This window comes from Paraburkholderia phenazinium, from assembly GCF_900100735.1.
Classification (GTDB): domain Bacteria; phylum Pseudomonadota; class Gammaproteobacteria; order Burkholderiales; family Burkholderiaceae; genus Paraburkholderia; species Paraburkholderia phenazinia.
On record NZ_FNCJ01000008.1, the window covers coordinates 199213 to 223118 of the forward strand.

The window sequence follows — 23906 nt, forward strand, 5'->3', positions numbered from 1 at the left end:
CCATCAAAGCGCACTGTCCTGCCGATCCGCTAAACCGTGCGCAGGCTCAGCCGTTCCATCGTTTGCGCAATCAGCGTTTCGACCATATCGGCCGCCTGATCCACCACCGCGCCCACCACGGGACTCAGTCCCATGCGGCCCTCTTCACCGTGCTCGAAGCCGAAATCGGCCGGCTCGCAACCGAGCACCACAATGTCTTCGCAACCGCCGCCCAGCATCCGCACCGTCTGCAGCACCTTGACCGGATCCATCTCATGCGGCGACATCAGGACTGGCGGCGCATAGGGATCGGCAGCCGCCCCCTCCGTCTCGTCCCGCGACGGCTCGATCAGGTACAGCGTGCCCGGTGCACCGCCGCGCTGGGTCGCATCGATCAGGATCGCGGCGTCCACGCCGTCGAGCAGCGCGTAGCACAGGTCGATTCCGCGAATGCCGAAATCCACCACTCGCACCTCAGCAGTCCCATCGGTGCGGAACGGTGCTCCGCCGCGCGCTTCGAGACGCCGCACCACTTCGACACCGAAACCGTCGTCGCCGAGAAACACGTTGCCGATACCTGCCACCAGGATGCCGCTCATGCGCGCCTCCCACCATCGGTCAACGGCTCGATTTCGTCCGGCCCGAAAAAGAAGCGATGGCCGGGCATGCGCGCCATGCCGAGATCCTTGCCGGGATCGTCGTCGATCGTCACCGCCACATGCACACGGTCGTCGAAATCGCGCTCGATCGACTCGATGGTCGCGACCATGCCGCTCAAGGCAATATCGAAGATGTCCGCGCGGCAACGCGGATGCAGGCGCACGTGATCGCCCACCTGGATCTCGACACCCGCCACGCGGACGCACGCAAGATGCGGACGCGCATCGAGTTCGGCCCACGGCGACACCGGCTCGAAGTGCGCGTCCTGCGCCGACACGGGAAATGCGGCCGGGACGCCAGGCACGCCAAGCGGGCGAATCTGGCGCATCGTGCCGTGCAGCTTCTGCATCTGCTGCGCGTCGAGACTTTCGGTGCGTGCGAGCAAGGTCCGGGCACGCTCGTCGGTGGCGGCCATCTCGCGCTTTTCGTCGTCGGTCATGGTGAGAATGCGCAGCGTCAGGATTTCGTCGATTTCGGTCGAATCGAACAGATCCCCGGCGCTTTCAGGCGCGATTTGAGGGAAGTCGTAGAGGATGATCGGCGAAGCCAGCATCGTGTCGGGCTGCGCCTCGTCGCCCACCAGCACCGGCCAGGCGCCGATGTTCTTGCATAGGGCAGCCGCCGCCTCGAGTTCCGGCGGCGGATCGATTAACGACACGCACTCGCCGTCCTTGACGGTCAGAACCGTGTGACACGACACCAGTGCATAAAGCGAGGCGGCGTCGCGTTTCAGCGTATCCGCCTGCTTCAACGGCGTTTCGTTGAGGATACGGACCGTCAGCCGGTACGCGCCGGCGCCCACCTGTTCGGCTGCCACTTCCACCCGGCCTTTCACTTGGTAGCGGTGGCGCCGCAATGCACCGCGTACCACGCGCTTGCTATCGGCCAGGGTCTCGACATCGCTGCCGGCATCGAATGAAAAGGCGATGTCCCGAGGTGCGCCAGGCAGTTCGCCCAGCGCGAACTCCGGAATCCGGATATGCCGCTCGACGGCTTCCTGCCAGGGGTAATAGCGGCGCTGGTCGATATCGAGCATCGGCACCTGGCGCCACGCCAGCGCCTCGGAGGCAGGCGCGCCGTGCGACGCGCTCGGCGCATTCAGTACGATTCGCTCGATCACCTGCAGAAAGCCCGGCCGCAGCGCGACCCGGGTGCGGGCATCGCCACGCACCAGGAACTCGCTCTGCATCAGCCACGGATCGCTGCCCGACGCCTGCGAGTAAGCACGTGGATAGACGCCGCCAAAAGTCCAGCGCTGCCGGTTCTTCACCGAAGACGGCCGGTACGGATAGAGCATGTAGCCCTCGTACAGCACAGCCTGAACGACGCTTTCGACTGGAGTCATGAGATATCCTCCTCGACGCCGTCGAGCAGGCCATCGACCGTTTGCTCCCAGCTGGCAAGCCCATGCCGCGTCTTGTAGCGCGAGAGCCGGTCGAACACCTCCCGTTGCAGGCACAACCATGCGCCGTTCGGGTAGTAGCGCTCCATCATGTCGCGCCATAGCGAGACCGGCAAACGGAACGCAGCTTCCTTGTGCCATGGAATCGGCGCGACCTGTAAGGCATCGTCCGCGTCGCGATAGAACACCGTGCCGCTGAACTGCAGCATCAACGGGATTTCACCCGCGCTTTCCAGCGCATGAAAATATTTGGTGGCCGCGACATTGAAGTCGTAACTGCATGGCACCGGCAGATCGATTACGCACTCGCCCTCGAACGGCGGCACGACGACCGTCGTATGGGTCCATAGCATCGTGCGCAAAGTCTCGCCCCAGCGCTGCGGTGTGCCGAACAGATCCTGCAGGCCCTCCTGCTCGGCCTCTACATAACGGCGCCGGGTGGCCTCGATCTGAATCTGGCATTGCAGCGTAATGCTGGCAACCGGTTCGCTCGCCGGGGGCGTGGCCGCAGTTGTAGTCGCGTTTGTCGTTGCAGTTGTCGCCGCGTTTGTCACAATACGCAGCTTGAACAGTAGCAACGGCGCGGCGGCATACGGCGCGACCTCGGCACGTTCCACAGTGAAAGCCAGATCAGGCATGCAGCAGGCCCTCCGGCACACGGCCATGGCGTTTGAGTGCGGTAAAGAAACTGCGAATCGCGTCCCATACCTGAGCGCCCCCCGACAAGCCGCGCCAACGCGCGCGGATCAGGCCGGTCAACGCATAGCACTGATCGATCGGCACGCGGTAGTAGTCACGCGCACCTTCGCTGCGATTCACCAGCAAGGCTTCGACATCGGGCTGCAATTGCGCAAGCACGGGATTGCCGGTCACCAGTTCGTCCCATGCGCTCAGGTCGAGTGCCGACTGCGTGGCGCCCGCCGGACCTGGGTACAGCGCGACGACGCGCCGCACGCTGCTGTCATAAAAGAAGAAAGCGATATCGATCGGGATGCCGAGCGCGTCCCACTGCTCATCGGTCATGCGAAAGCCGTCGAGATAACGGCTATCGCGCGGCACCGGCCGGTAATGCGCGCCCTGCTGGCCGCCGAACAACAGCGCGCAGGCCCGGCAGCAGCAATACAACTGACGTTTGTTGACTTCGAACAGATGCGGATGGTCGGGCAGAATCGGCGCCGCGCACAATTCGCAGCGCACGTCGGGCGCCTGACGCGCGAACTGGTGCAGACGCGCGACCCAGCCGCGTCCTTCGGCGCCGGCGGGCATCACCGCGCGCCGGCCTCGATCCGGCTTTTTGCATCGGCGTGGCTTGGCACAAAACGCAGCTCATGCACGTTCACATCAGGCAGTCCCGCAATCTCGACACGCATCGCCTCAGGCGCAGCCTCGAACAACGCACGCTCGATTTCCTGGCGTAGTTCGCCCACCGAGTTATGCTTGCCCTGCAAGCGTCCAGACACCTTCACCACCACGACCTCTTCGGCGGCATCGATCAGTTCGATCTGAATCCCCTGGGCACCGAGCAGCGGCCGCATCTTCTCGACAGCACGCGCCACGCGGGTCGGCAAGTCCTGCGGATGCAAGCCATGCAGCAACAGCAGCGCCGACACCTGCTGATCGCGCTCCAGCGCCGCGATCAGCGCCTCGTCCACGACGCCCGCCGCCACCACGATCTCCATCAGGCGCGACAAGCCGTTGGCATGCAGATCGAGCACCACCTGCAGCAGTTCCTTGGCCGGCTCCCTTGCGCGCGGATCTTCGAGCGCATCCAGCGCCGCAATCAGCTCTTCGATGCGGCGTTGTTGGGCTTCGATCGTCCGGGCGTCGGTCATTTGTGCGCTCCCTGCATGACACCGAAGGTTGGCGAATGCGAAGTATCGATGGTCTTGCCGTTGCCGACATACATATGCACGCCGCACGGCAGGCACGGATCGAAACTGCGCACCGCGCGCATGATGTCGATACCCTTGAACTTGTCCGGACCGTTTTCTTCGAAGATCGGCGTGTTCTGTACTGCGTCCTCATAGGGTCCGGGTGTGCCGTAGATATCACGCGGATTGGCATTCCAGGGTGTAGGCGGATACGGGTGGTAGTTGGCGATCTTGCCGTCGCGAATCACCAGATGGTGCGAGAGCACACCGCGCACCGCCTCATGGAAGCCGCAACCAATCCCTTCGTCCGGCACCGTGAATGGGCTAAACGTGCGCGTGCGGCCCGCGTGCAACTCGGCCAGCGCCTGCTCCGCGAAATACAGAGCGGCCGCAGCCGAATAGGCCTGGAAATAGGTGCGGGCGCGGTCGCGTTCGATCGCGTTGCTCCACTTCGGGATCTTCCATTCGAACTCGACTTCCGGCTTCAAGGCGGTCTTGGGCAGATAGATCTTGACGCTATGACCGGTGGCCTTGATATAGCCGATATCGACCAGCCCCGCCAGCGCCGTCGCCCACAAGCGCGCAATCGGTCCACCACCGGTATCGAGCGCAAGATGGTCGCCGGTACGCTTGTCGAGCCAGCGTGGCGACATCACCCACGTGTAGTTGCCGTCGAACTTGCGCTTTTGCGGATGCGGCAGCGTCGTTTGATTCCACGGGTGCTTGCGGTCCACCGGATTGCCGAGCGGATCGGTCTTGACGAAGGTTTCTTCGTGATCCCAATCGTCGTAATACGAACTGCCCAACAGGATGCGGATGTTCAGGTTGATATCCACCAGATCGGTGGTCACCAGTTCGCCGTCCACCACCACACCCGGGGTCACGAACATGCCGCGGCCCCATTGCGTCATTGTCTTGTAGCTGTAGTCGCACACATTCGGGTCCTGGAACGAACCCCAGCAGCCGAGCAGGATACGGCGCCGCCCCACTTCTTCGTAACCCGGCAGGGCCTCGTAGAAGAAGTCGAACAGATCGTCATGCAGCGGCACCACCTTCTTCATGAACTCGACATATTTCATCAGCCGCGTGATGTAGTCGGTAAACAACTGGATGGTCGGCACGGTGCCCACACCGCCAGGATAAAGCGTGGACGGGTGCACATGGCGCCCCTCCATCAGGCAGAACATCTCGCGCGTATAACGGCTCACCATCAGCGTCTCGCGGTAGAACTCGCCGGTGAACGGGTTGAGCGCCCGCATGATGTCGGCAATCGTCTTGTAGCCATGCGCGTCAGCATGCGGCGCCGCGGCTTTCTGCGCCTTGTCCCAGACCCCGGGATTGGTTTCCTTGACCATCTGCTCGCAGAAATCGACACCGACCAGATTGTCCTGGAAGATGTTGTGGTCGAACATATATTCGGCCGCTTCGCCCAGGTTGACTATCCACTCGGCAATCGCCGGCGGCTTGACGCCATACGCCATGTTCTGCGCATACACTGAACAGGTCGCGTGGTTGTCGCCGCAGATACCGCAAATGCGGCTGGTAATAAAGTGCGCATCGCGCGGGTCTTTGCCCTTCATAAAGATGCTGTAGCCGCGAAAGATCGACGAGGTGCTGTAGCATTCGGCCACCCGCCGGTTCGCAAAATCGATCTTGGTGTAAATCCCCAGACTGCCGACAATCCGTGTAATCGGATCCCAATTCATTTCGACCAGTTTGCCCGGCGCGGCACTCGGGCGCGTCGTGGTTTCGGGTGCGGTAATAGTTGCCATGAATATCTCCCTGCTGACAAGTCGCATTCCGCCATTCAACGACGGTAACCGGTGGTAAGTTCCGAGCGGTTATGCCGCCATTTCGGCTCGTCATTGAGCGTCGTGTTGGTCAGCTTGCGCAAACTGCGAATCAGCGGGCCATAGGTCTTGATGAGATTCGACGAGAGGACCGCTCCCGGCGGCTCGTCCATGAAGGGCATGAACTTGTCGGGGAAGCCCGGCATCGTGCAGCCAATGCAGATACCGCCGACATTCGGGCACCCGCCAATCCCCGCCATCCAGCCGCGCTTGGGGACATTGCATTGCACCACCGGCCCCCAGCAGCCGAGCTTGACGATGCAATTCGGGCTGCCGTATTCGGTGGCGAAGATTGCCTGCTCGTAGGAGCCCGCACGATCGCAACCGTCGTGCACGGTGCGAGTAAACAACCACTTGGGTCGTAGCGCATCGTCGAGCGGAATCATCGGCGCGAGACCCGCCAGCTGATAGAGCAGATACAGCAGCGTTTCCATAAAATTGTCCGGCTGCACCGGACAACCTGGCACATTCACAATCGGCAAACCGGCTTTCGACTTCCATTTCCAGCCGAGATAATCGGCGAGGCCCATGCAACCGGTAGGATTGCCTTCCATCGCATGAATGCCGCCGTAAGTTGCACACGTTCCGGCGCCGACCACCGCCAGCGCGCGTGGCGCCAGCCGGTCGAGCCATTGCGGAATCGTGATCGGTTCATGCGTATCCGGGTCGGTACCCAATGCGGCCCAATATCCCTCGCGATTGATACGTTCGTTTGGAATCGAGCCTTCGACTACCAGCACGAAGTTCTCCAACTCACCACGTGCGGCCTGATGAAAGGGAACCAGAAACTCGTCGCCGTTTTCATACGCCAGCACGGGATTGTGCAGATGAACCTTAGGCAAACCGGGAATTGCACCGAGAATCACGTCCTCAATGCTTGGCTGGGTTGCGGCTGTAATCGATACCGAATCGCCGTCGCAGCCAAGGCCCGCGGTGATCCAGATAATGTGTACTTCCTTGAGAGCGGGCGCATGCTGAGTCTTGCGCCCATAGGGAACGCCATCTGCTTCTGCCATGATCGAGCCTCCACTCCTTACCGCATTCTTTTTTAGGCCGGCAAAAGATACGTGGCGAGAAAGCACGGAGGTCACGTGTCCAGCAGTCGATCGACTCCCGTAACAAACGGGTTAAATGATCATATTTGCTGCATGTATTTCTGAATCTTGCCCACCGTGATGGGCCGAAAATGCTTTTTTGAGTATAGGTCAGGGATGCCAAATAACCTAAGACGGGAGTCGGCGGTAAATCGGGGCTTACCAATTCGACGCCGATGGTGCAGCGCGCCATTGCAGCGCGCTGCGCACCTCAAGTGCGTCTAAGGAACGTACGCGCCCTTTGCATGCAACGAACGTTCGGCAATTTCTAGCTGCTCGACGGCATCGGCGCCTTCCAGCGCGAGCAGATGCGCGACGAGCGATTCCGCAATCGCGGTGGCCGCGACAAGGGACGGAAAGAATGACGGGCTTTCGTGAGAAAAGATCAGCACCTTGTCGGCGTTCAGCGCGATCGGCGACACTGCGCTGTCTGTAATCGCAATCAGCTTGCTGCCTTTTTCGAGCGCAGCTTCGGCCACCCGCGCAGCTTCCACCGAATACGGCGCAAAGCTGATGACGATGGTCGCGCTATCGCGCGCAATGGTGCGCAGTTGCATCTCCAGGGTGCCCGCCTCACCTGTTAGCAGCGATACCGAGGAGCGGAACAACCGATAGCCGTACACGAGGCCGAACGCCACCGCATAGCACGAGCGAAACCCGGCCACATGCACATGCGGCGCACGACGCAGGAGACGCGCTGTCTCGACCGTGACACGCGCATTGTGAGCCGCGGTGACTTCCAGGTTGTGTTGTTGCGCGACCAGCAGATCGTGCGCCAGCGCGTCTTTGGCATTGGCCTTGACGAGCGAACGGGCACGGCTGGCGAGCGGCTCCGGCCGCGTGCGCACGCGTGCCACGAAGAGGTTACGCAGTTCGTTCCAGCCTGGAAAACCGAGTTGCTGCGAGAGCCGCACGAGCGATGCAGGTTGCACCTGGGCCCGTTCGGCCACCTTGCGCATGGAGGAGACTGCGACTTCGTCGGGATGATCCAGCAGGAAAGCGGCTCCCATCTGGAATTGCGGACTCAGTTCTGAGAAGCGCGCCCGGATCAGGGCGGCGAGCTGGTCGAAACTGTCGGGCATGCGATGGACCGGGAAGTAAGTTGACAACAAATGTTACCACCCGGGCTACCGCATGCACCACGACGCCTACCTTACCTTTACAACAAGGCCACAACCCGCACGTCGCCCTGTTCGGCCGAGGCCACCACCTTGCCGGCCACGCGCCGGAACGTGATGGTCACGCTCGAATCGCCAACCCGCATATCGCCGATTTCCAGCCAGTCGATACCTTCAGGCAGCATCGGCTGTTCGATCAGCACTTCGCGCCTTGCTGCGTCCACCGTGACGCCCAGACATGCTTCCAGCATCATGAACGGCGAACCCGCGGCCCATGCCTGCGGCAAGCAGGCCACCGGATACGCGGTAGGCGGCTCGCCACGCCGGCGCGGGAAGCCGCAGAACAGTTCGGGCAGACGCATGTCGAAATTGACCGCCGCCTGGAACAGCGCCTGCAGCAGCTTCACCGCAGTCGCCTTGCCGCCGTAACGCGCCACGCCGCGGGCGCACAGCGCGTTGTCGTGCGGCCAGACCGAGCCGTTGTGATACGCCATTGGGTTGAAGCGCGCCTGTCCTGCAGCGAGGGTACGCACGCCCCAGCCGGTGTGGAACAGCGTTGATTCCAGGCCGCGCACCACCGCTTCGCCGCGTTCTCGCGACGGCAGACCGAAGGCCAGCAGATGCCCGGCATTCGAAGCCATCACTCGGCAAAGTTCGCCATGGCCGTCGAGCGCGATGCCATAGAAACCCGCCTCTTCCATCCAGTATTTTTCTTCCACGCATTCGCGGATGTGCTTCGCGCGCTGGCTGTAACCGGCCGCATCGTCGGCCTGACCGCGCAGCGTGGCGAAGTGCGCCATGGTGTCGAACGCGGCGCTCGCATAGGCCTGCACTTCGACGAGCGCAATCGGGCCGTCAGGGAAACGCCCATCAGCGTGGAAGACAGAATCGTGACTGTCCTTCCAGCCCTGATTCGCGAGACCACCATCCGATTCGCGCTGATAGTCGAGCAGGCCATAGCGGTTCTTGTCGCACACGCCCGCGACCCATTGCGCCGCGCGCACCAGCGCCGGCCACAACTCGTCGATCAGGGCGACGTCGTTGGTGCGCGCCACATAAGCGCCGGCCAGCACGATAAACAAGGGCGTGGAGTCGACCCCGCCGTAATACAGCGCGAACGGCACCTCGCCGGTAGCCGCCATTTCGCTCTTGCGCATCTCATGCATGATCTTGCCGACCGCCGCATCGCGAAACGCCGAATTCTCACGCGCCTGATGCTCGGCAAGAAAGCGCAGGACGCCGCGCGCCAGGCCCGGCTGCAGCCAGAGGGTCTGCAGCGAGGTAATCAGCGCATCGCGGCCAAACGGGGTCGAAAACCACGGGATCCCGGCATATGGATAAGGGCCGGTTTCCAGATCGGTGGTGAGCAGACCGAGATCGGCGAGCGAGCGGTCGATCCATGCGTTAAACAGCGGATTGCTCGAGCGTACTCGCGCCGTCGCCCGGCGTCGCTCGCGCATCACCAGGTGGGCGTCGACCAGCGCCGCGCGCACGGCGGCGCGACCGACGCGCGGACGCACCGTGTCGATCTGCGACAGGTGCGCCTCGCTCAACGCATGGGCCGACTTCGCCACATCCGCGCTGGCAACCGGCTTTTCGGCCTTCACCTGCACGTCCACCGCGAGGTAGATCGACACGCACGCCTGGGCCGGCAAGTTCACGGTGTAATCGGCACGGTTGGCGAAAAGCTTGTCCGGGGTCGGCGAGAACGCGATCCCGACATTGCGGGCGACGTTATCGAGCCCCACGTAGCCGAGCAGCACCTCGCCGTTCTCGACGCGCGCCGGTTCGATGCTGCCCTGCTTGTCGCGTTTCAGGCCGCGCACTTCGAACATGTCGCGGAAGTCGCTGGCGAAAGAAATGGAAAGCGGCACGACCGCGTCTTTCGTGCCGTAGTTGGTCAGTTCGATCGCTTCGTTGAGCACGGTGCCCGACAACACGCGCACCCGCTCGACGTGAATCACGCCCTCGGGGGTGCTGTCGCCACCGAGCGGCGGCAAGGGCCGGTTGGTCAGATGCGCGGTGAATGCGGTGTTGTCGCTGCTGACGCTGCCGGAGAGCAGCGACGGTGCGCGTCCGCCGAAGGTCAACCGCAGTTGCGAGAGCACCCGCGTGTCGTTGACGAACAGGCCGTCGTCATGACCGGTAATGTCGCCGAGCGGGTCGTTAACGATAAAGGTGTCGCCCGACTTGAGCACGAACTGGTTCGCGCTGGCGACGTTGAGGTTTTCCGGCGGGATAAATGCGCCATCCGGTTCGTGTTCGACATGGTCCACGCCGCCTGAGAGTCCACCAAGGGCTTCGGGTTGCTGCATCAGCTTGCTCCTGTGCTATGGGCTTCGTTCCGATTGTAGAGGGTCTGCGCCCGTCGGATGAACTTAACACAGGACTGTGGTGGATTTGAGCTAGTGGGGTGGGTCGAAGGCGTAACAAATCGCTACGGGCGGGGCGCCGCGACGGTGCATAAGCGCAGGTGGCACGCGTCATGCAGTTTTGGCGTAAGTGTCGGCGTACCCCAGGCGCCAATCCTGGCGTAAACGGACAGCGGGCGCTGTACCCCTATCTGGAGACAACGCCCGCTATGGGTCTGCACTTGAGTTGTGCTCAAGCCAGCCCTTCAATCAATCAACGTTGTGCGACCGGCTTCGCTACCCGCGCCGTATCCCCAACAAACAACTGACGCGGACGGCCAATCTTCTGCTCCGGATCGGCAATCATCTCGTTCCATTGCGCAATCCAGCCCACCGTACGCGCCATCGCGAAGATACACGTGAACATCGAGGTCGGGATGCCCAGTGCACGTTGCACGATGCCCGAGTAGAAGTCGACGTTCGGGTACAGCTTGCGCGACACGAAGTATTCGTCTTCCAGCGCGATCTTTTCCAGCGCCATGGCCAGCTTGAACAGCGGGTCGTCGTGCAGGCCCAGCTCTTCCAGCACTTCGTGGCAGGTTTCGCGCATCAGCTTGGCACGCGGGTCGTAGTTCTTGTACACGCGGTGACCGAAGCCCATCAGCTTCACGCCCGAGTTCTTGTCCTTCACCTGCTTGATGAACTCAGGAATGTTGTCGACCGAGCCGATCTCTTCCAGCATGTTCAGCGCCGCTTCGTTCGCGCCGCCGTGTGCCGGGCCCCACAGGCAGGCGATACCGGCTGCGATACACGCAAACGGGTTAGCGCCCGACGAACCCGCCAGACGCACCGTCGAGGTCGACGCGTTCTGCTCGTGGTCCGCGTGCAGGATCAGGATACGGTCGAGTGCGCGCACCAGCACGTCGTTGACCTTGTACTCTTCGCACGGGTTCGAGAACATCATGTGCATGAAGTTCGCGCTGTACGACAGGTCGTTCTTCGGATACACGAACGGCTGGCCGATGCTGTACTTGTACGCCATCGCCACCAGCGTCGGCAGCTTCGCGATCATGCGGGCCGCCGAGATTTCGCGGTGCTGCGGGTTATTGATGTCGAGCGAGTCGTGATAGAACGCCGACAGCGCGCCGACTGCCGCCACCAGAATCGCCATCGGGTGCGCGTCGCGACGGAAACCGCGGAAGAAGAAGTGCATCTGCTCGTGCACCATCGTGTGCTGCTTGATGCTGGCAACAAACGCTTCCTTTTCCTTGGCGTTCGGCAGTTCGCCGTTCAGCAGCAGGAAGCAGGACTCGAGGAAGTCGGCATTCTGCGCGAGGTTGTCGATCGGGTAGCCGCGATACAGCAGCTCGCCCTTGTCGCCGTCGATATACGTGATGGCCGAATTGCACGCCGCCGTGGACATAAAGCCCGGGTCGTACGTGAATTTGCCAGTCTGGCCGTACAGCTTGCGGATGTCGATCACGTCCGGGCCAAGGGTGCCCTTGTAGATCGGCAGATCAATGGTCTGGTCGCTGTCAGAAAACTTCAGCGTTGCGTGTGTCTTCGAGTCGTTCATCTACGCTTTCCTTTTGCTATCACATCGCACACGTGCCGGACTACGAGTGCTATCGTTGCTCGCCATGCTCCGGCTCATGGCTACGCATTTTACGGCTCCGGCGTCAATTAATTGCGGCGATTGACCGCAACAATCCATCTCTACCTAAGCAACATTCGTTGTTAATCGAATTGGAATGTGCTTTTAATCCGCTTTAAAACCGGCACCCGGTCCCCATCTATTGCGGCCACGCGTTTTGCCAGCTAAATGAAAGGCAGCGTGGTTCGCGCAACAATGTTTTGCAACGGTTACGCAGCATAAGCGCGCTCCGTCTGCGATACTCACACCGTGTCTTGCTTCCCCTGCAAAACACACATCGATGTTTTTGGCCTGCCGTTCGCGGCAGGTCTTTTTATCCAGTCAGAAGAACAGGATTAGCAGATGAATGCCTCTCTCGAAACGCTGTTTCCGGATCACGACCACACGGAAGACAGCATCGTCACCGCCTTGAACCATCAGGACATCGTGGTGGCCTTGTCGGCTGCACTGAAGACGCAAAACGTCGCGGTGCTGCACATGCTGTACCCGCGCACGGACGCGCGCACGCACCACAGCCTCGACGCACTCGTCGCGAAGCTGCACGGCCATGGCCTGCATCAAGTCGCGGGCCTCGTGGCCAATGAAGCACACTACCTGGTGTTCAAAGACCCGGTCAAGGCCTGGAAGGCCTTCCAGGAAATCCGCAACGACTCGCTCGCGATCGGCGTGCACCTGTACTACCACGGCCTGGTCGGCGAAGCCGCCGAAGTTGCGCTCGACGCGGACGCTCACCGCAAGGGTTAAGCGCCGCGGCCATGCCGCGAGCTGATCGGCGGCGGCATGGGCCAGCCGCGCAGGCCAGCGGCATGGAGCATGCCGCCTGGTCCAGGACCAGCCGTTCGATCAGCCCTGACCTGCCGCGCCTACGTTGCGGATAAACTCGTCGACATAGCGATTGAACGCCGCGGGGTGTGCGAGATTCATCCCGTGCGACGCGCCGCGCACAGTCTCGCGCCGCGCCTCCGGCAACCACGAAGCAAGCGCATTCGCGGCACGCCGGAACATCTCGGGACTCTTTTCCCCGTCGATCAGCAACACCGGGCAGCGCACCTGTGCGGCTTCTTCCGGCACGTACGCGGGCAGCGGATCGCGGAACTGGCGCGCCAATGTGTGCGCATTGTCGATCGCCATGGTGCGGAACGCCTGCGTGCTTTTCGCCCAGAAACCCGGGCGGCTCACTGAATCGACGAACAGTTGCAGACCCGCGTCCACATTCCCCTCCTCGATCAACTGAGCGGCACGCGCACGCAACGCATTGACCGTTTCCGGCAAAACGGCAGTCGGCCGCCCAGCAATCTGCAAGGGACCGCCGGGGTCGGCGAGCGTCAAGGTGCGCAGATGCTGCGCATGGCGCCGTGCAAAATGAAACGCCACACAGCCACCGCGCGAATGGCCGACCACGTGCGCCGGCCCTGCGCCGAAGCGCTCGATGAATTCGGCCAGTTCATCCGCGTGATCGTTCCAGCTAAACGGCAGGTCGGCCTCGGTATCGGTGACCGGCCAGTAGTGTGTCAGGCTGACGGCGACGCAGCGATAGTGCTTCGCCAACCCGTCGAGTTGCGGCTGCCAATAGCGGAAATCGCACAGCGAGCCATGCACGAACAGCAGCAGTTCGCCCTCGCCTTCGACAACATAAGGCATGCGCAAGCCGCTCGACAATTCGATAAACGACGGGGATAAAACAGGAGTGGGATGAGTCACGGGTCGATTCGGGGACAACACGGCGAGCGCCCATCAGGCGTGCCGGTTCTTCTAAGGTGAAGTGGAACGAAGTGCGCCGTGCAGCCCCGTTGGGGCGACAGGGTCAGCGGGTGAGGCAGTATTGTCACACAGGTCGCGACGCGCGCCCAGCCGCTGCGTGCCGTGCGCCCCCGCTTTTATTTCACGCCTCCACGCCCGCCGGCCGCGGCCGCAGGCTGGTGGTCACGCTTATTCGTAGACGAGCTCGTCGAGCAAGCCCGCTTCCGCAGCGGCCCCGGCGCCGCGCACCGCGCACGTGAGCGGCTCGTCGGCCACGCGCACTGCGAGCCCGAGTTCGGCAGTCAAACGCCGTCCGAGGTTGGCAAGCAGCGCGCCGCCGCCGGTCAGGACAATGCCGGTGTCGGCGATATCCGTCACCAGTTCGGCCGGCGCGTTTTCGAGCGCCGACTTCACCGCGCCGATCACGTGGCGCAGCGGCCCGTCGATAGCATCGGCGATATCGTGGTTATTCAGTTCGACCGTGCGCGGCAAGCCGTCGTCGACGCTGCGGCCGGTCGCGTTCATGCGCTCCATCGGCACATCGCGCATCGCCGAGCCGATGGTCTTTTTGACGTGCTCCGCGGTCTGTTCTCCCAGCACCACGCCATACAGGTTACGCACATAGTTGACGATCGCCGAGTCGAACTGGTCGCCGCCGACGCGGATCGAGCCGTTATAGGCCATGCCGCCCAGCGCGATCACACCGACTTCGGTCGTGCCGCCGCCGATATCGACCACCATGGAGCCGGTAGCCGAGGTCACTGGCAAGCCCGCGCCGACAGCAGAAGCCAGCGATTCGCCGATCAGGCTGACCTTCCATGCGCCCGCCGCGACCGCCGCTTCCTTGATCGCGCGCCGCTCCACCTGGGTCGCGCCGGCCGGCACGCAGATCGTGAAAGCCGCGCGGCGGCCGAAGAACGGACGCGGCCGCGCCATATCGACAAACTGCCGGATCATGTGTTCGGCTGCGGAAAAATTGGCGATCACGCCGTGGCGCATCGGCCGTACGGTCTCGAGATTGTTGGGTGCGCGGCCGAGGAGCTGTTTGGCCTCACTGCCGACTGCCGCGACCCGCTTCCGCCCCGCGTCGAGACGCTTCTGGAAACACACCACGGACGGCTGATTAAGCACAATGCCGCCGTCGTCGGTATAGATAAGCGTATTAGCCGTGCCGAGGTCGACCGCCACGGTGTGACGGAACAAGCCCCTGAACAACGAATGGTGCGGCTTCGATCTGGCCATATATAGGCTCTGCTTTGGTCGTTATCGCCCTTGTGGGACGCTGCGATGATTTCCCCGTGCCGCACGGCGATCCACTTGACGCTTTTGAGGGCGTGGCGGGATTCCGATACGGCGCGCGTGATTTTCACGCTAATGAACCATTAACGGCAAGCAGATCAAATTCTTTAGGGCGACTTTACAATTGCGGCTTCATTTCCGCATTTTTCAGGCCGCCTTCGCACCGAGTGCACGCACCAGTGCATCGCGTCCCAGTATCAAGCCTTCGGTCGAAATCGTATGACCAATACCCGGCAGCGCAAATGCGCCGACGGCAAAGCCCGCGTCGCTAAAAGCGTGGGCCGCGCGCTCGAGCTCCAGCACCGGAATCACCGGATCTTCGACGCCGTGCACCAGCGTCAACGGTGTGCGGGCCGCCGTGGTGATCGGCGAGGCGAGCCGGCCGGAGTAGGCAACCACCGCAGCAGGCGCGTCGTTGCTGGTCGCTGCATGATGAAGCGCCATCATCGAGCCTTGCGAGAAGCCCACCAGCGAAAGCTTATCGAAAGCTAGCTGCCAATGCGCCAGTTCGGCGTCGAGCATGCGGCGCAGCGCCGGATATGCGTCGGCGACACGGCCAATACGGTTGGCCTCGTTCACATCGCGCAAGCTGAACCACTGCCGGCCGCCGAAGCCGCCCTCGAAACGCTCACTACCGTCGAGCGAGGTAAAGGCAACATCCGGCAGCGCCTTGCTCCAGCTATCGGCTAGCGGCAATAGGTCCTGCGCGTTGCTGCCCACGCCGTGCAGCAGCACGACCAGCGCACGCGCCGGTTTGTCTGCGGGAGCAGCGGCGGGCGCGAGGCGCCAGCCGTGTTCGAATTGTTTCCAGGCCATCGCGATTCCTTTTCTTTCCGATCCTTTATCTGCGTAGGCGTGTGCTTGGCAAACGCCACACCCGCCACACCATTCAGTTCACAGCCGCGAGCATACGCTTTCGCGTCGCTTTTTGCCGCCTTTGCCAAGCTAACTCGTGCCGCCGCCGACAACCCTGTTGAGGGAATGCTGGTAGGCTGCCGGTAGCTGTTTTGCATCTGCTGGGCGAAGGGCTTGTCGCTCGCCTTCCCGCAAGCCGGCACCGCGCAACCGCATCGCCTCATTACCCTGCTCCGGAGAATCGATTGAGCCAGCCCGCCACTGCGCCCGCATCGCCCCCGCCGCCACCGCCGCTCAAAGGCGGCCAGCTCGTGCTGGCGACGATCGCGGTCGCGCTTGCCACCTTCATGAACGTGCTCGATACGTCCATCGCCAATGTCGCGATTCCGACCATCTCGGGCAACCTCGGCGTGTCGGTGGACGAAGGCACCTGGGTGATTACCGTATTCGCCGCGGCCAATGCCGTGTCGATTCCGCTGACCGGCTGGCTCACGCAGCGCATCGGCCAGGTCAAGCTGTTCGTCGGCGCCATCCTGATGTTCGTGCTGTCGTCGTGGCTGTGCGGCATCGCCCCGACGCTGCCCATCCTGCTGCTCGCACGCGTGCTGCAAGGCGCGGTGGCTGGCCCGCTGATTCCGCTGTCGCAGGCGATTCTGCTCGGCTCGTATCCCAAGGAGAAATCGTCCACCGCCCTCGCCTTATGGGCCATGACCGCCACGGTCGGCCCGATTGCCGGGCCTGCGCTCGGCGGCTGGATCACCGATAGCTATAGCTGGTCGTGGATTTTCTACATCAATATTCCGGTGGGCATTTTCGCCGCCGGGGTCACGTGGATGATCTATCGCACCCGCGAAACGGCCACCCGCAAGCCGCCGATCGACGTGGTTGGCCTCGGCCTGCTGGTCACCTGGGTCGCCTCCTTGCAGGTGATGCTCGACAAGGGTAAGGATCTCGACTGGTTCTCCTCGCCGGTGATTGTCATTCTGGGCATTACCGCAGTGATCAGTTTTGCGTTCTTCCTTGTCTGGGAGCTGACCGAGGAGAATCCGATCGTCGACCTACGCCTCTTTAAGCAGCGCAATTTCCTCGGCGGCACCATTGCGATCTCGGTGGCCTATGGGGTGTTCTTCGGCAATCTCGTGCTGCTACCGCAATGGATGCAGGAGTACCTGAACTACCGCTCGGTGGACGCCGGCCTCGTGACCGCGCCGCTCGGCGTGTTCGCGGTGATTCTCGCGCCGGTCATGGGCCGGGTTCTGCCCCGCTCGGACGCCCGGATCATCGCCACGCTTGCCTTTATCGGCTTTGCGATTGTGTTCTATATGCGCTCGAAGTACGTGATCGAGATCGACACCTGGCATCTGGTGATCCCAACCCTGCTGCAAGGCATTCCGATGGCGCTGTTTTTCGTGCCGCTGACCGCGATCATTCTGTCCGGGCAGCCGCCAAACAAGATCCCGGCGGCGGCGGGTCTGTCGAATTTTGCGCGGGTGTTTTGCGGCGCGGTGGGTACCTCGATTGCCGGCAATGAGTGGAATAACCGCACGGTGCTCCACCATGCGCGGCTGACGGAGCAGGCCACGATCGACAATCCGGTGTTTAACCAGCAGATCGATTCGACCCAGTCGCTGCTGCATCTGAACACCCAGTCGGCGCACGCGCTGTTCGACTTCACGGTGAATACGCAGGCAGCAATGATGGGGCTGAACGATATTTTCTTTGTGTCGGCGATTATCTTTATTCTGATCATTCCGTTGATCTGGATTACGCGGCCCTCCAAGGGCGGCGGCGGAGCAGACGCGGCCGGAGCTCACTGAGCACGACGCGAACAAGGTGATCGGCCGGGCCATGCTCTGGCCGATTCGCCATTTGCGGCGGCTTGCCAGTAAAATCGCGGCTCCCACGCTCGCTCCTGCTCATGAACTACCAAGGCATCCTCGAACAGATTCATCGCGATCTGCAGCCCTATCTGGGAACCGGCCGCGTTGCCGACTACATTCCCGAACTGGCAAAAGTCCCGGCCAATAGCTTCGGCATGGCCATCGTCACGACGGCCGGCGAGGTCTTCCGCACGGGCGAAGCCGACACCCGCTTCTCGATCCAGAGTATCTCGAAGCTATTCGCCTGCACGATGGCGTTCCGGCTGCTCGGCGACGAGCTGTGGCAGCGCGTCGGCCGCGAACCGTCGGGCACGCCGTTCAATTCGCTGGTGCAGCTCGAATCGGAGCAAGGCAAGCCGCGCAATCCGTTTATCAACGCCGGCGCGCTGGTCGTGACCGACGTGCTGTGCCGCCGCTTCGTACAGGCGGAGACGGCGCTGGTGGAGTTTATGCGGCGGCTCACCGGCGAGGTGACGATCGACTACGACTTGCGCGTCGCGCAGTCCGAGTTGCAACACGCGCACCGCAACCAGGCCATGGCGCACTTCATGGCAAGCTTCGGCAATATGGAAATGCCGGTCGACGCGGTGATCGACGCGTATTGCCGGCAATGTGCGATCTCGATGAGCTGCGTCGAGCTGGCGAAAGCCGCCCTCTTCCTCGCCAATGGCGGCGTGGCGCCGGTGTCGGGCGAGCAAATCCTCGATGCGAGCTCGGCGAAGCGCCTGTCGGCGTTGATGCTGACCTGCGGTACTTACGATGCTGCCGGAGACTTTGTCTTTCGCGTTGGCTTGCCGGCGAAGAGCGGGGTTGGTGGTGGGATCGTCGCGGTGCTGCCGGGGGAAATGGCGGTTTGCGTGTGGTCGCCGGGGCTCGATGCGAACGGCAACTCGCTTGCGGGTGTGAAGTCGCTGGAATGGCTAACCACGCTCACTGGGCAGTCGATTTTTTGATCGCCCCGACGCGGATCACTCGCCGGTTTGTTTCTATTGATCACATGAGTGACTGATGCCGAATGACTGTTTACCTCGCATCGTCGAACTGACCGCAGATTTTGCACCGAAACGAGGACTACCCCTCAAAGCGCGCTAGACCGCCCTCACGCCCCGCCCTAAGATGAAAGCGGGGCGGCGCGCATCACCAGCCGCCGCGCCCGTCTCGCCATAGCACGCAATAAGTCGAACGGAGGCGACCCGTATGAACAGCCACATGTTCCACCTCGCCTCGCTCGCGTTCATGGCGGCATGCATGGCGTGCCCCGTTGCATCGGCACAGGGCAAATACGATCCTGGCGCATCCGATACCGAGATCAAAGTGGGCAACGTGACGGCCTACACCGGCGAGTTCGCCGAATACGGCCAGGTCGCGCGCGCCGAGGCGGCGTACTTTCGGAAGATCAACGACGAAGGCGGCATCAACGGCCGCAAGATAGATTTCGTAAGCGTCGACAGCGGCTCGAACGTGCAGACCGCGGTCGCGCTCGCGCACAAACTCGTCGACGAAGAACAGGTGCTGCTGCTAGTCAGCGTGTTCGGCGCAGCGAGCAATCTCGCGATCCGCCCGTATATGAACGAGAAACATGTGCCGCAGCTCTTCGTCGCGAGCAACGCATCGACGTTCGACGATCCACAGCACTTCCCCTGGACGATGGGCTGGGAAGCCTCGCGCCACACCGAGGCGGCCGCCTATGCCAGGTACATCCTGCGCAACAAGCCCGACGCGAAGATCGGCGTGCTCTACGGTAGCGACGAAGCAGGACACGAATATGTGAGCGCCATTCGCGAAGCGCTGGGCGAAAAGGCGGCAACGATGATCGTCAAGGAAGAGGTGTTCTCGTATGGCGATCCGGCCGGGATCGGCGCGCATGTCGCCGCACTCAAGGACTCGGGCGCCAACGTGTTCTTGAACATGACATTCGGCCAGTTCGCGACCGCAGCGATACGCAAGGCTTACGACATCGATTGGCACCCGTTGCAGTTCATTCCAAACGGGTCGCTGTCCATCGCGGCGTTTATCGAACCTGCGGGTCTCGAGAGAGCCAACGGCATCATCACGAACGCGCGCTCGAAAGGCTGGAGCGACCCTCGTTCCAGGCAGGACCCCGACGTGCGCGCGTTTCTCGCCTGGATGAAGCAATACAACACCGAAGCCAACGAGCGTGACGCCAACAACGTCTACGGCTATGAAGTCGCGCAGACTCTGGTCGCGGTGCTCAAGCAATGCGGCAACGATCTGACCCGGGAGAACGTGATGAAGCAGGCCGCAAGCCTGAACCTCGAGCTGGGCATGCTGCGGCCCGGCATTCGGATTTCGACATCGCCTACCGACTATCGCCCGATCAAGCAGCTTTATCTCGTCCGCTTCAACGGGCAGCAATGGGTGCCGACCGGCGATATCGCCGGCGACTGAACTCGACGGTCTCAAGTTGGCCGCACCGCTGATTGTTCCGCCTCAACCTGTTAGTCGTTACGCGATGCCGCCATCCATCTGCAACTGATGGAGTACCTGCATTGCCGTCTGTGCCGATTCGAGAGGAACAAAAATATGATCGTGGTACGCGCCCGCCACCACGTTATAGCTAATGCCTGAGTGACCCAATGCACTGGCGAAGGCAGCGGTCAACCCCACTGCATCCAAGGCTGAATTCACGGTCAACGTAATCCAGGCGCACTTGAACAACGCATTCAAGCCGCTGATCGCCGCGTCCGTCTCGCTCACAATGACCGACAAACCCTCAGGCTCCCGGATTGAAGCAACGATGACGGCCGGATCAATGGCATGACCGTCCTTGACCGAAGCAAATACAAACACGCCCGGATTAAGCACCGGCTCCAACGTCTTTAATAAAACAGAAAGATCGGAAACTGGATTCATGTAAGCTCCTGTGCAACATCGCTCGAAGTCATTCAGCCTTCGTTGGTTCGTGGACGTTGCGGATTGTCGACCGATTTGAGGCTATTGTCGAATGAATGGACGGGCCTACCGCCACCCTTCGATGATCGTTGGCGCGCGACCCGTATCTGCCGTTCGGTCCGACGTTGCCGCAGTGGCCGTTTTCAGGTGTACAAAGGTCGGCTAAACGCCTTGTTCGAGCATCTGCGTCAGCATCTTCAACCCGTGTAAAGTGTGCCGATGTCCCAAGAGATCGATTACCTCAAGCCCGCCCTTCCTCCCGGCCTCCGGCGCGTGTCGATGCCTGTGGTCGACGCGACCCCTGCAACGCTTGAAGGATTTGGGAGGCTTGTGACAGACCCGAGCGAGTGCCCGATCGAGATTGTGCAGTGGCCGGCGGTGGGCACCAGGCCCATCGACCCCGGAACCGGTGATGAGGCCGGCACAACCGAGGGCACATTTGTGAGCGAATGGCGAGGAGATATTCTCTACGGTCGAAACGAGGCCGTGGGCGGTCACTACATCCTTGCGTACGCAAGGGAGCCTGAAGCAGCCCGCGAAGACAGCGTCAATGCCCCGGAACGCATGTTGCTTTGGCACGCGAACTACCACCCGGATGGCGGGCAACTGTTCTTTCCGCTCGACCATCGTCCGTTCTACGTTCCACTGGCATTGCCCGGGGACGACATTGCGCCAGAGAAGTTCGTGTGCTTTCGCTTCGATGGACAGCAGGGTCTCTACATCCACCCAAACATCTGGCATGAAGGTGTGTTCAGTCTTGGCGGGACGCAGCGGTTCTTTGACAAGCAAGGCGCAGTCCATGCGCGCGTCTCTGTCGACTTTGCCCGCGAGTTTGGTTGCCTTCTCGAGGCGCCGATCGCCAGCGACGCCTAACCGTTTGGTCGAGGCGGCGATCCTCGCTGGAATATCTGGCACCCAAGGCTATCGGCCACAAGCAGTCACTCAGGAGCCCTCTGCTAGCTCTTGAGACACGCGCCGATACCCCGTCGCATCGCGGCCACTGGCGATACTCGAGAGCAAATTCAAACCATTCGTCGGGCAGTTAGCCGCTTGCGGATACTCGGATATCAACCCCGCGTCGAACCCACCGCAGGTCCTCTGAACCTGTTTTTCGGACCATGTCGAATCGTGCCCCTGTCGTTCGTCGTAGCTATGCGACGAGGCCAAAATCGACATTGGAATCCTCGCTCCAGGAACCACCGAAAGACTCAGGAGGCATTATGGCCAGCTCAACGGCAACAAAAAGAAAGCTCGTGTTGAAGATGAAGGAACAGCCGGGCAACTTCATCCTTGCGCAAGGGGGCGCTCGGTTCGCCCAAAGCCTCGTTGCCTCCGGCCTCATTGACGAATATCGAATGGTCATTCATCCGGTTGCACTGCGCCGAGGCCAACAGCTGTTCTCCGGACTGCGCAGCCCGGTTGATCTGCGCCTGATCAGCGCGACTCCCTTCAGCTCTGGCGTCGTGGCGGCCGTCTACCAGCCGGCATGAATCGTCGCGCGCGGACGACAAGAAACGACCGCGAGACCCGATAGCAGCAGCGGAGGGCTACGGCCTTCCGCCGAATGTCCTATGGGTCGGTAGTGTGAGTTCGCTGATTCAGGAAACTGCCAACCAAAGGCGTGCTGCCTGGCTAAACTTGGAGCGAATGTCGAATATTCGAACCCGCGCCTGTAGCGCAAGCTGCGCCAGCACGCGTGGTTATCACCCAGTCACCTCTACGCTGGAATTCCGCATGAACGAGACATCCGCTTTTCGCCCGGCACTTGAGCACGCTCTGAATCACTCGTTGGCGCATCTGGAAAGCCTGGAGCATAGCCCTGTCGCGGCTCGCGCAAGTTTGCATACGTTACGCGAACGCCTGCTGAAACCGCTCAACAGCGAGGGCATGCCCGCGGAGCAGGTGATTGATGAACTGGTCGCCGACACCGCCGGAGGCATCATGGGCAGTGCCGGCGGCCGATTTTTTGGGTGGGTGATAGGCGGCTCGTTGCCCGCCGCCTTGGCGGCGGACTGGTTGACCAGCGCCTGGGACCAAAATGCCGCATCGTACGCATGCAGCCCCGCGGAAGCGGTGATTGAAGAGGCATGCGGCGACTGGTTAAAAGACTTGCTTGGTTTGCCGGATCACGCCAGCTTTGCGTTGACTAGTGGTTGCCAGATGGCGCACGTGACCGCCTTGGCGGCAGCGCGAAACGCATTGCTCGCGAAGCGGGGTTGGCAGGTTGAACGGGACGGCCTCTTCGGCGCGCCGAAGATCCGTATCCTGAGCAGCGATCAATTTCACGGCAGCATCACGCGCGCAACGCGCTTGCTAGGGATGGGAACAGATTCGGTGACAGGACTGCGCACCAACCAGGCCGGTCAACTGGATGCGGCAACGCTCGAGCTGGCACTGGAGAATTCCCCGGACACGCCCACGATTGTCTTGCTGCAGGCAGGCGACCTCAACATTGGTGCGTATGACTGCTTCGCTGACCTGATTCCACTCGCGCATCGCTATAACGCATGGGTACATGTCGATGGAGCTTTCGGCCTGTGGGCTAACGTCAGTGCACGTTATAAACATCTGCTGTCGGGCGTCGAGCATGCCGATTCGTGGTCGACCGATGGGCACAAATGGCTAAACGTGCCGTACGACAGCGGTTTTGCCTTCGTTGCGCATCCGCAGGCGCATCGTAATGCGATGTCCTACGAAGCAAGCTACATATCGCACAACGATCAGGTTCGCGAACAAAAGGACTGGAATCCGGATTGGTCAAGACGCGGACGAGGCGTGGCGACTTATGCCGCGCTGCGCCAACTGGGTCGCCGTGGCGTTGCCGCTTTGATCGATGGTTGTTGCGATGCGGCGCATAGCCTCGTGACCGGCATCTCCGCTCTTCCCGGCGCCGAGTTGATGTGGGAGCCGCAAATCAATCAGGGGCTGGTGCGCTTTCTGGATCCCCGGCCGGGAGCCACGGAGAGTGACCACGACGAATGGACTGATGCGCTCACCAATGCGGTTCTGGCTAGCGGCGAAGCATTATTCAGCAACACCACCTGGCGCGGGAAGCGCTGCATGCGAGTGTCTGTATGCAACTGGCAGACCAACGGGCAGGATGTGGCGCGTGCGATTGCTGCTGTAGCACAAGCGTTGCGAGAGCTCGATCGTGGCGACAGGCACGACAGCCCCCGATCCCGCCCCACATTTCGTGTTTGACAAACTATCTTTAGATATATATCTTACGACACATCTTAA

Annotated in this window: 21 protein-coding genes; 7 read left to right on the forward strand and 14 right to left on the reverse strand. The window is 61.8% G+C overall.

The features are described 5' to 3' along the window. Positions 1-29: 29 nt before the first annotated feature. The 10 genes from BLQ92_RS19485 to gltA all read right to left on the reverse strand — a co-directional run bounded on the left by BLQ92_RS19485 (position 30) and on the right by gltA (position 11901). Entirely contained in the window at positions 30-578 is a 549-nt protein-coding gene (locus BLQ92_RS19485) for a hydrogenase maturation protease (protein WP_090686171.1), read from the reverse strand. After that, positions 575-1984, reverse strand: a complete 1410-nt coding sequence (locus BLQ92_RS19490) for a hypothetical protein (RefSeq protein WP_090686172.1) — start codon at positions 1982-1984, stop codon at positions 575-577. Before BLQ92_RS19490 ends, BLQ92_RS19485 begins: the two co-directional genes overlap by 4 nt. Next, positions 1981-2679, reverse strand: a complete 699-nt coding sequence (locus tag BLQ92_RS19495; protein ID WP_090686173.1) for a DUF6084 family protein — start codon at positions 2677-2679, stop codon at positions 1981-1983. The genes BLQ92_RS19490 and BLQ92_RS19495 overlap by 4 nt, the downstream gene beginning before the upstream one ends. Beyond that, positions 2672-3307, reverse strand: coding sequence for a DUF5947 family protein (locus BLQ92_RS19500; protein WP_090686174.1), 636 nt, complete (start codon positions 3305-3307; stop codon positions 2672-2674). The genes BLQ92_RS19495 and BLQ92_RS19500 overlap by 8 nt, the downstream gene beginning before the upstream one ends. Continuing rightward, positions 3307-3873, reverse strand: a complete 567-nt coding sequence (locus BLQ92_RS19505; protein WP_090686175.1) for a NifU family protein — start codon at positions 3871-3873, stop codon at positions 3307-3309. Before BLQ92_RS19505 ends, BLQ92_RS19500 begins: the two co-directional genes overlap by 1 nt. After that, positions 3870-5684, reverse strand: coding sequence for a nickel-dependent hydrogenase large subunit (locus BLQ92_RS19510; protein WP_090686176.1), 1815 nt, complete (start codon positions 5682-5684; stop codon positions 3870-3872). The genes BLQ92_RS19505 and BLQ92_RS19510 overlap by 4 nt, the downstream gene beginning before the upstream one ends. A gap of 35 nt (positions 5685-5719) precedes the next feature. Beyond that, entirely contained in the window at positions 5720-6778 is a 1059-nt protein-coding gene (locus BLQ92_RS19515; RefSeq protein WP_090686177.1) for an NADH-quinone oxidoreductase subunit B family protein, read from the reverse strand. A 299-nt stretch (positions 6779-7077) separates the two neighbouring features. Next, positions 7078-7938: a MurR/RpiR family transcriptional regulator gene (locus BLQ92_RS19520; RefSeq protein WP_090686178.1), complete on the reverse strand. Its 861-nt coding sequence runs from the start codon at positions 7936-7938 to the stop codon at positions 7078-7080. Positions 7939-8015: 77 nt separating this feature from the next. Beyond that, positions 8016-10289: an amylo-alpha-1,6-glucosidase gene (locus BLQ92_RS19525; protein WP_090686179.1), complete on the reverse strand. Its 2274-nt coding sequence runs from the start codon at positions 10287-10289 to the stop codon at positions 8016-8018. 310 nt (positions 10290-10599) lie between these two features. Beyond that, a complete protein-coding gene (gene gltA / locus BLQ92_RS19530) occupies positions 10600-11901 on the reverse strand; it encodes a citrate synthase (protein ID WP_090686180.1) in 1302 nt (433 codons plus the stop codon). Positions 11902-12321: 420 nt separating this feature from the next. Between gltA and BLQ92_RS19535 the strand changes: the two genes are divergently transcribed. Continuing rightward, a complete protein-coding gene (locus BLQ92_RS19535; RefSeq protein WP_090686181.1) occupies positions 12322-12723 on the forward strand; it encodes a hypothetical protein in 402 nt (133 codons plus the stop codon). A gap of 99 nt (positions 12724-12822) precedes the next feature. On the opposite strand, the gene BLQ92_RS19540 is transcribed toward BLQ92_RS19535, so the two are convergent. From BLQ92_RS19540 to BLQ92_RS19550, 3 genes are all read right to left on the reverse strand, one after another. Next, the gene (locus BLQ92_RS19540; protein ID WP_090686182.1) at positions 12823-13620 is read right to left on the reverse strand and encodes an alpha/beta fold hydrolase; all 798 of its coding nucleotides are present in this window, start codon (positions 13618-13620) and stop codon (positions 12823-12825) included. A gap of 288 nt (positions 13621-13908) precedes the next feature. Continuing rightward, complete coding sequence (gene mreB, locus BLQ92_RS19545) at positions 13909-14961, reverse strand: rod shape-determining protein (protein ID WP_090686183.1); 1053 nt, start codon at positions 14959-14961, stop codon at positions 13909-13911. A gap of 204 nt (positions 14962-15165) precedes the next feature. Beyond that, positions 15166-15834, reverse strand: a complete 669-nt coding sequence (locus BLQ92_RS19550) for an alpha/beta hydrolase (RefSeq protein WP_090686184.1) — start codon at positions 15832-15834, stop codon at positions 15166-15168. A gap of 284 nt (positions 15835-16118) precedes the next feature. On the opposite strand from BLQ92_RS19550, the gene BLQ92_RS19555 reads away from it, so the two are divergent. The 3 genes from BLQ92_RS19555 to BLQ92_RS19565 all read left to right on the forward strand — a co-directional run bounded on the left by BLQ92_RS19555 (position 16119) and on the right by BLQ92_RS19565 (position 20162). Beyond that, positions 16119-17690 (forward strand): DHA2 family efflux MFS transporter permease subunit, encoded by a 1572-nt coding sequence (locus BLQ92_RS19555; protein ID WP_090686185.1) that lies wholly within the window; start codon positions 16119-16121, stop codon positions 17688-17690. A 101-nt stretch (positions 17691-17791) separates the two neighbouring features. Further along, the gene (locus BLQ92_RS19560) at positions 17792-18706 is read left to right on the forward strand and encodes a glutaminase (protein ID WP_090686186.1); all 915 of its coding nucleotides are present in this window, start codon (positions 17792-17794) and stop codon (positions 18704-18706) included. A 244-nt stretch (positions 18707-18950) separates the two neighbouring features. Then, a complete protein-coding gene (locus BLQ92_RS19565; protein ID WP_090686187.1) occupies positions 18951-20162 on the forward strand; it encodes an ABC transporter substrate-binding protein in 1212 nt (403 codons plus the stop codon). Positions 20163-20219: 57 nt separating this feature from the next. Here BLQ92_RS19565 and BLQ92_RS19570 read toward each other — a convergent pair whose 3' ends face one another. Continuing rightward, a complete protein-coding gene (locus BLQ92_RS19570; protein WP_090686188.1) occupies positions 20220-20627 on the reverse strand; it encodes an ACT domain-containing protein in 408 nt (135 codons plus the stop codon). Positions 20628-20885: 258 nt separating this feature from the next. Between BLQ92_RS19570 and BLQ92_RS19575 the strand changes: the two genes are divergently transcribed. The 3 genes from BLQ92_RS19575 to BLQ92_RS19585 all read left to right on the forward strand — a co-directional run bounded on the left by BLQ92_RS19575 (position 20886) and on the right by BLQ92_RS19585 (position 23867). Then, positions 20886-21539 (forward strand): ureidoglycolate lyase, encoded by a 654-nt coding sequence (locus tag BLQ92_RS19575; protein WP_090686189.1) that lies wholly within the window; start codon positions 20886-20888, stop codon positions 21537-21539. 245 nt (positions 21540-21784) lie between these two features. After that, positions 21785-22156 carry a dihydrofolate reductase family protein gene (locus BLQ92_RS19580; protein ID WP_090686190.1) on the forward strand — a complete coding sequence of 124 codons (372 nt, stop codon included), beginning with the start codon at positions 21785-21787 and terminating at the stop codon, positions 22154-22156. A 157-nt stretch (positions 22157-22313) separates the two neighbouring features. After that, positions 22314-23867: a pyridoxal phosphate-dependent decarboxylase family protein gene (locus BLQ92_RS19585; RefSeq protein WP_244106481.1), complete on the forward strand. Its 1554-nt coding sequence runs from the start codon at positions 22314-22316 to the stop codon at positions 23865-23867. Positions 23868-23906 lie beyond the last annotated feature (39 nt).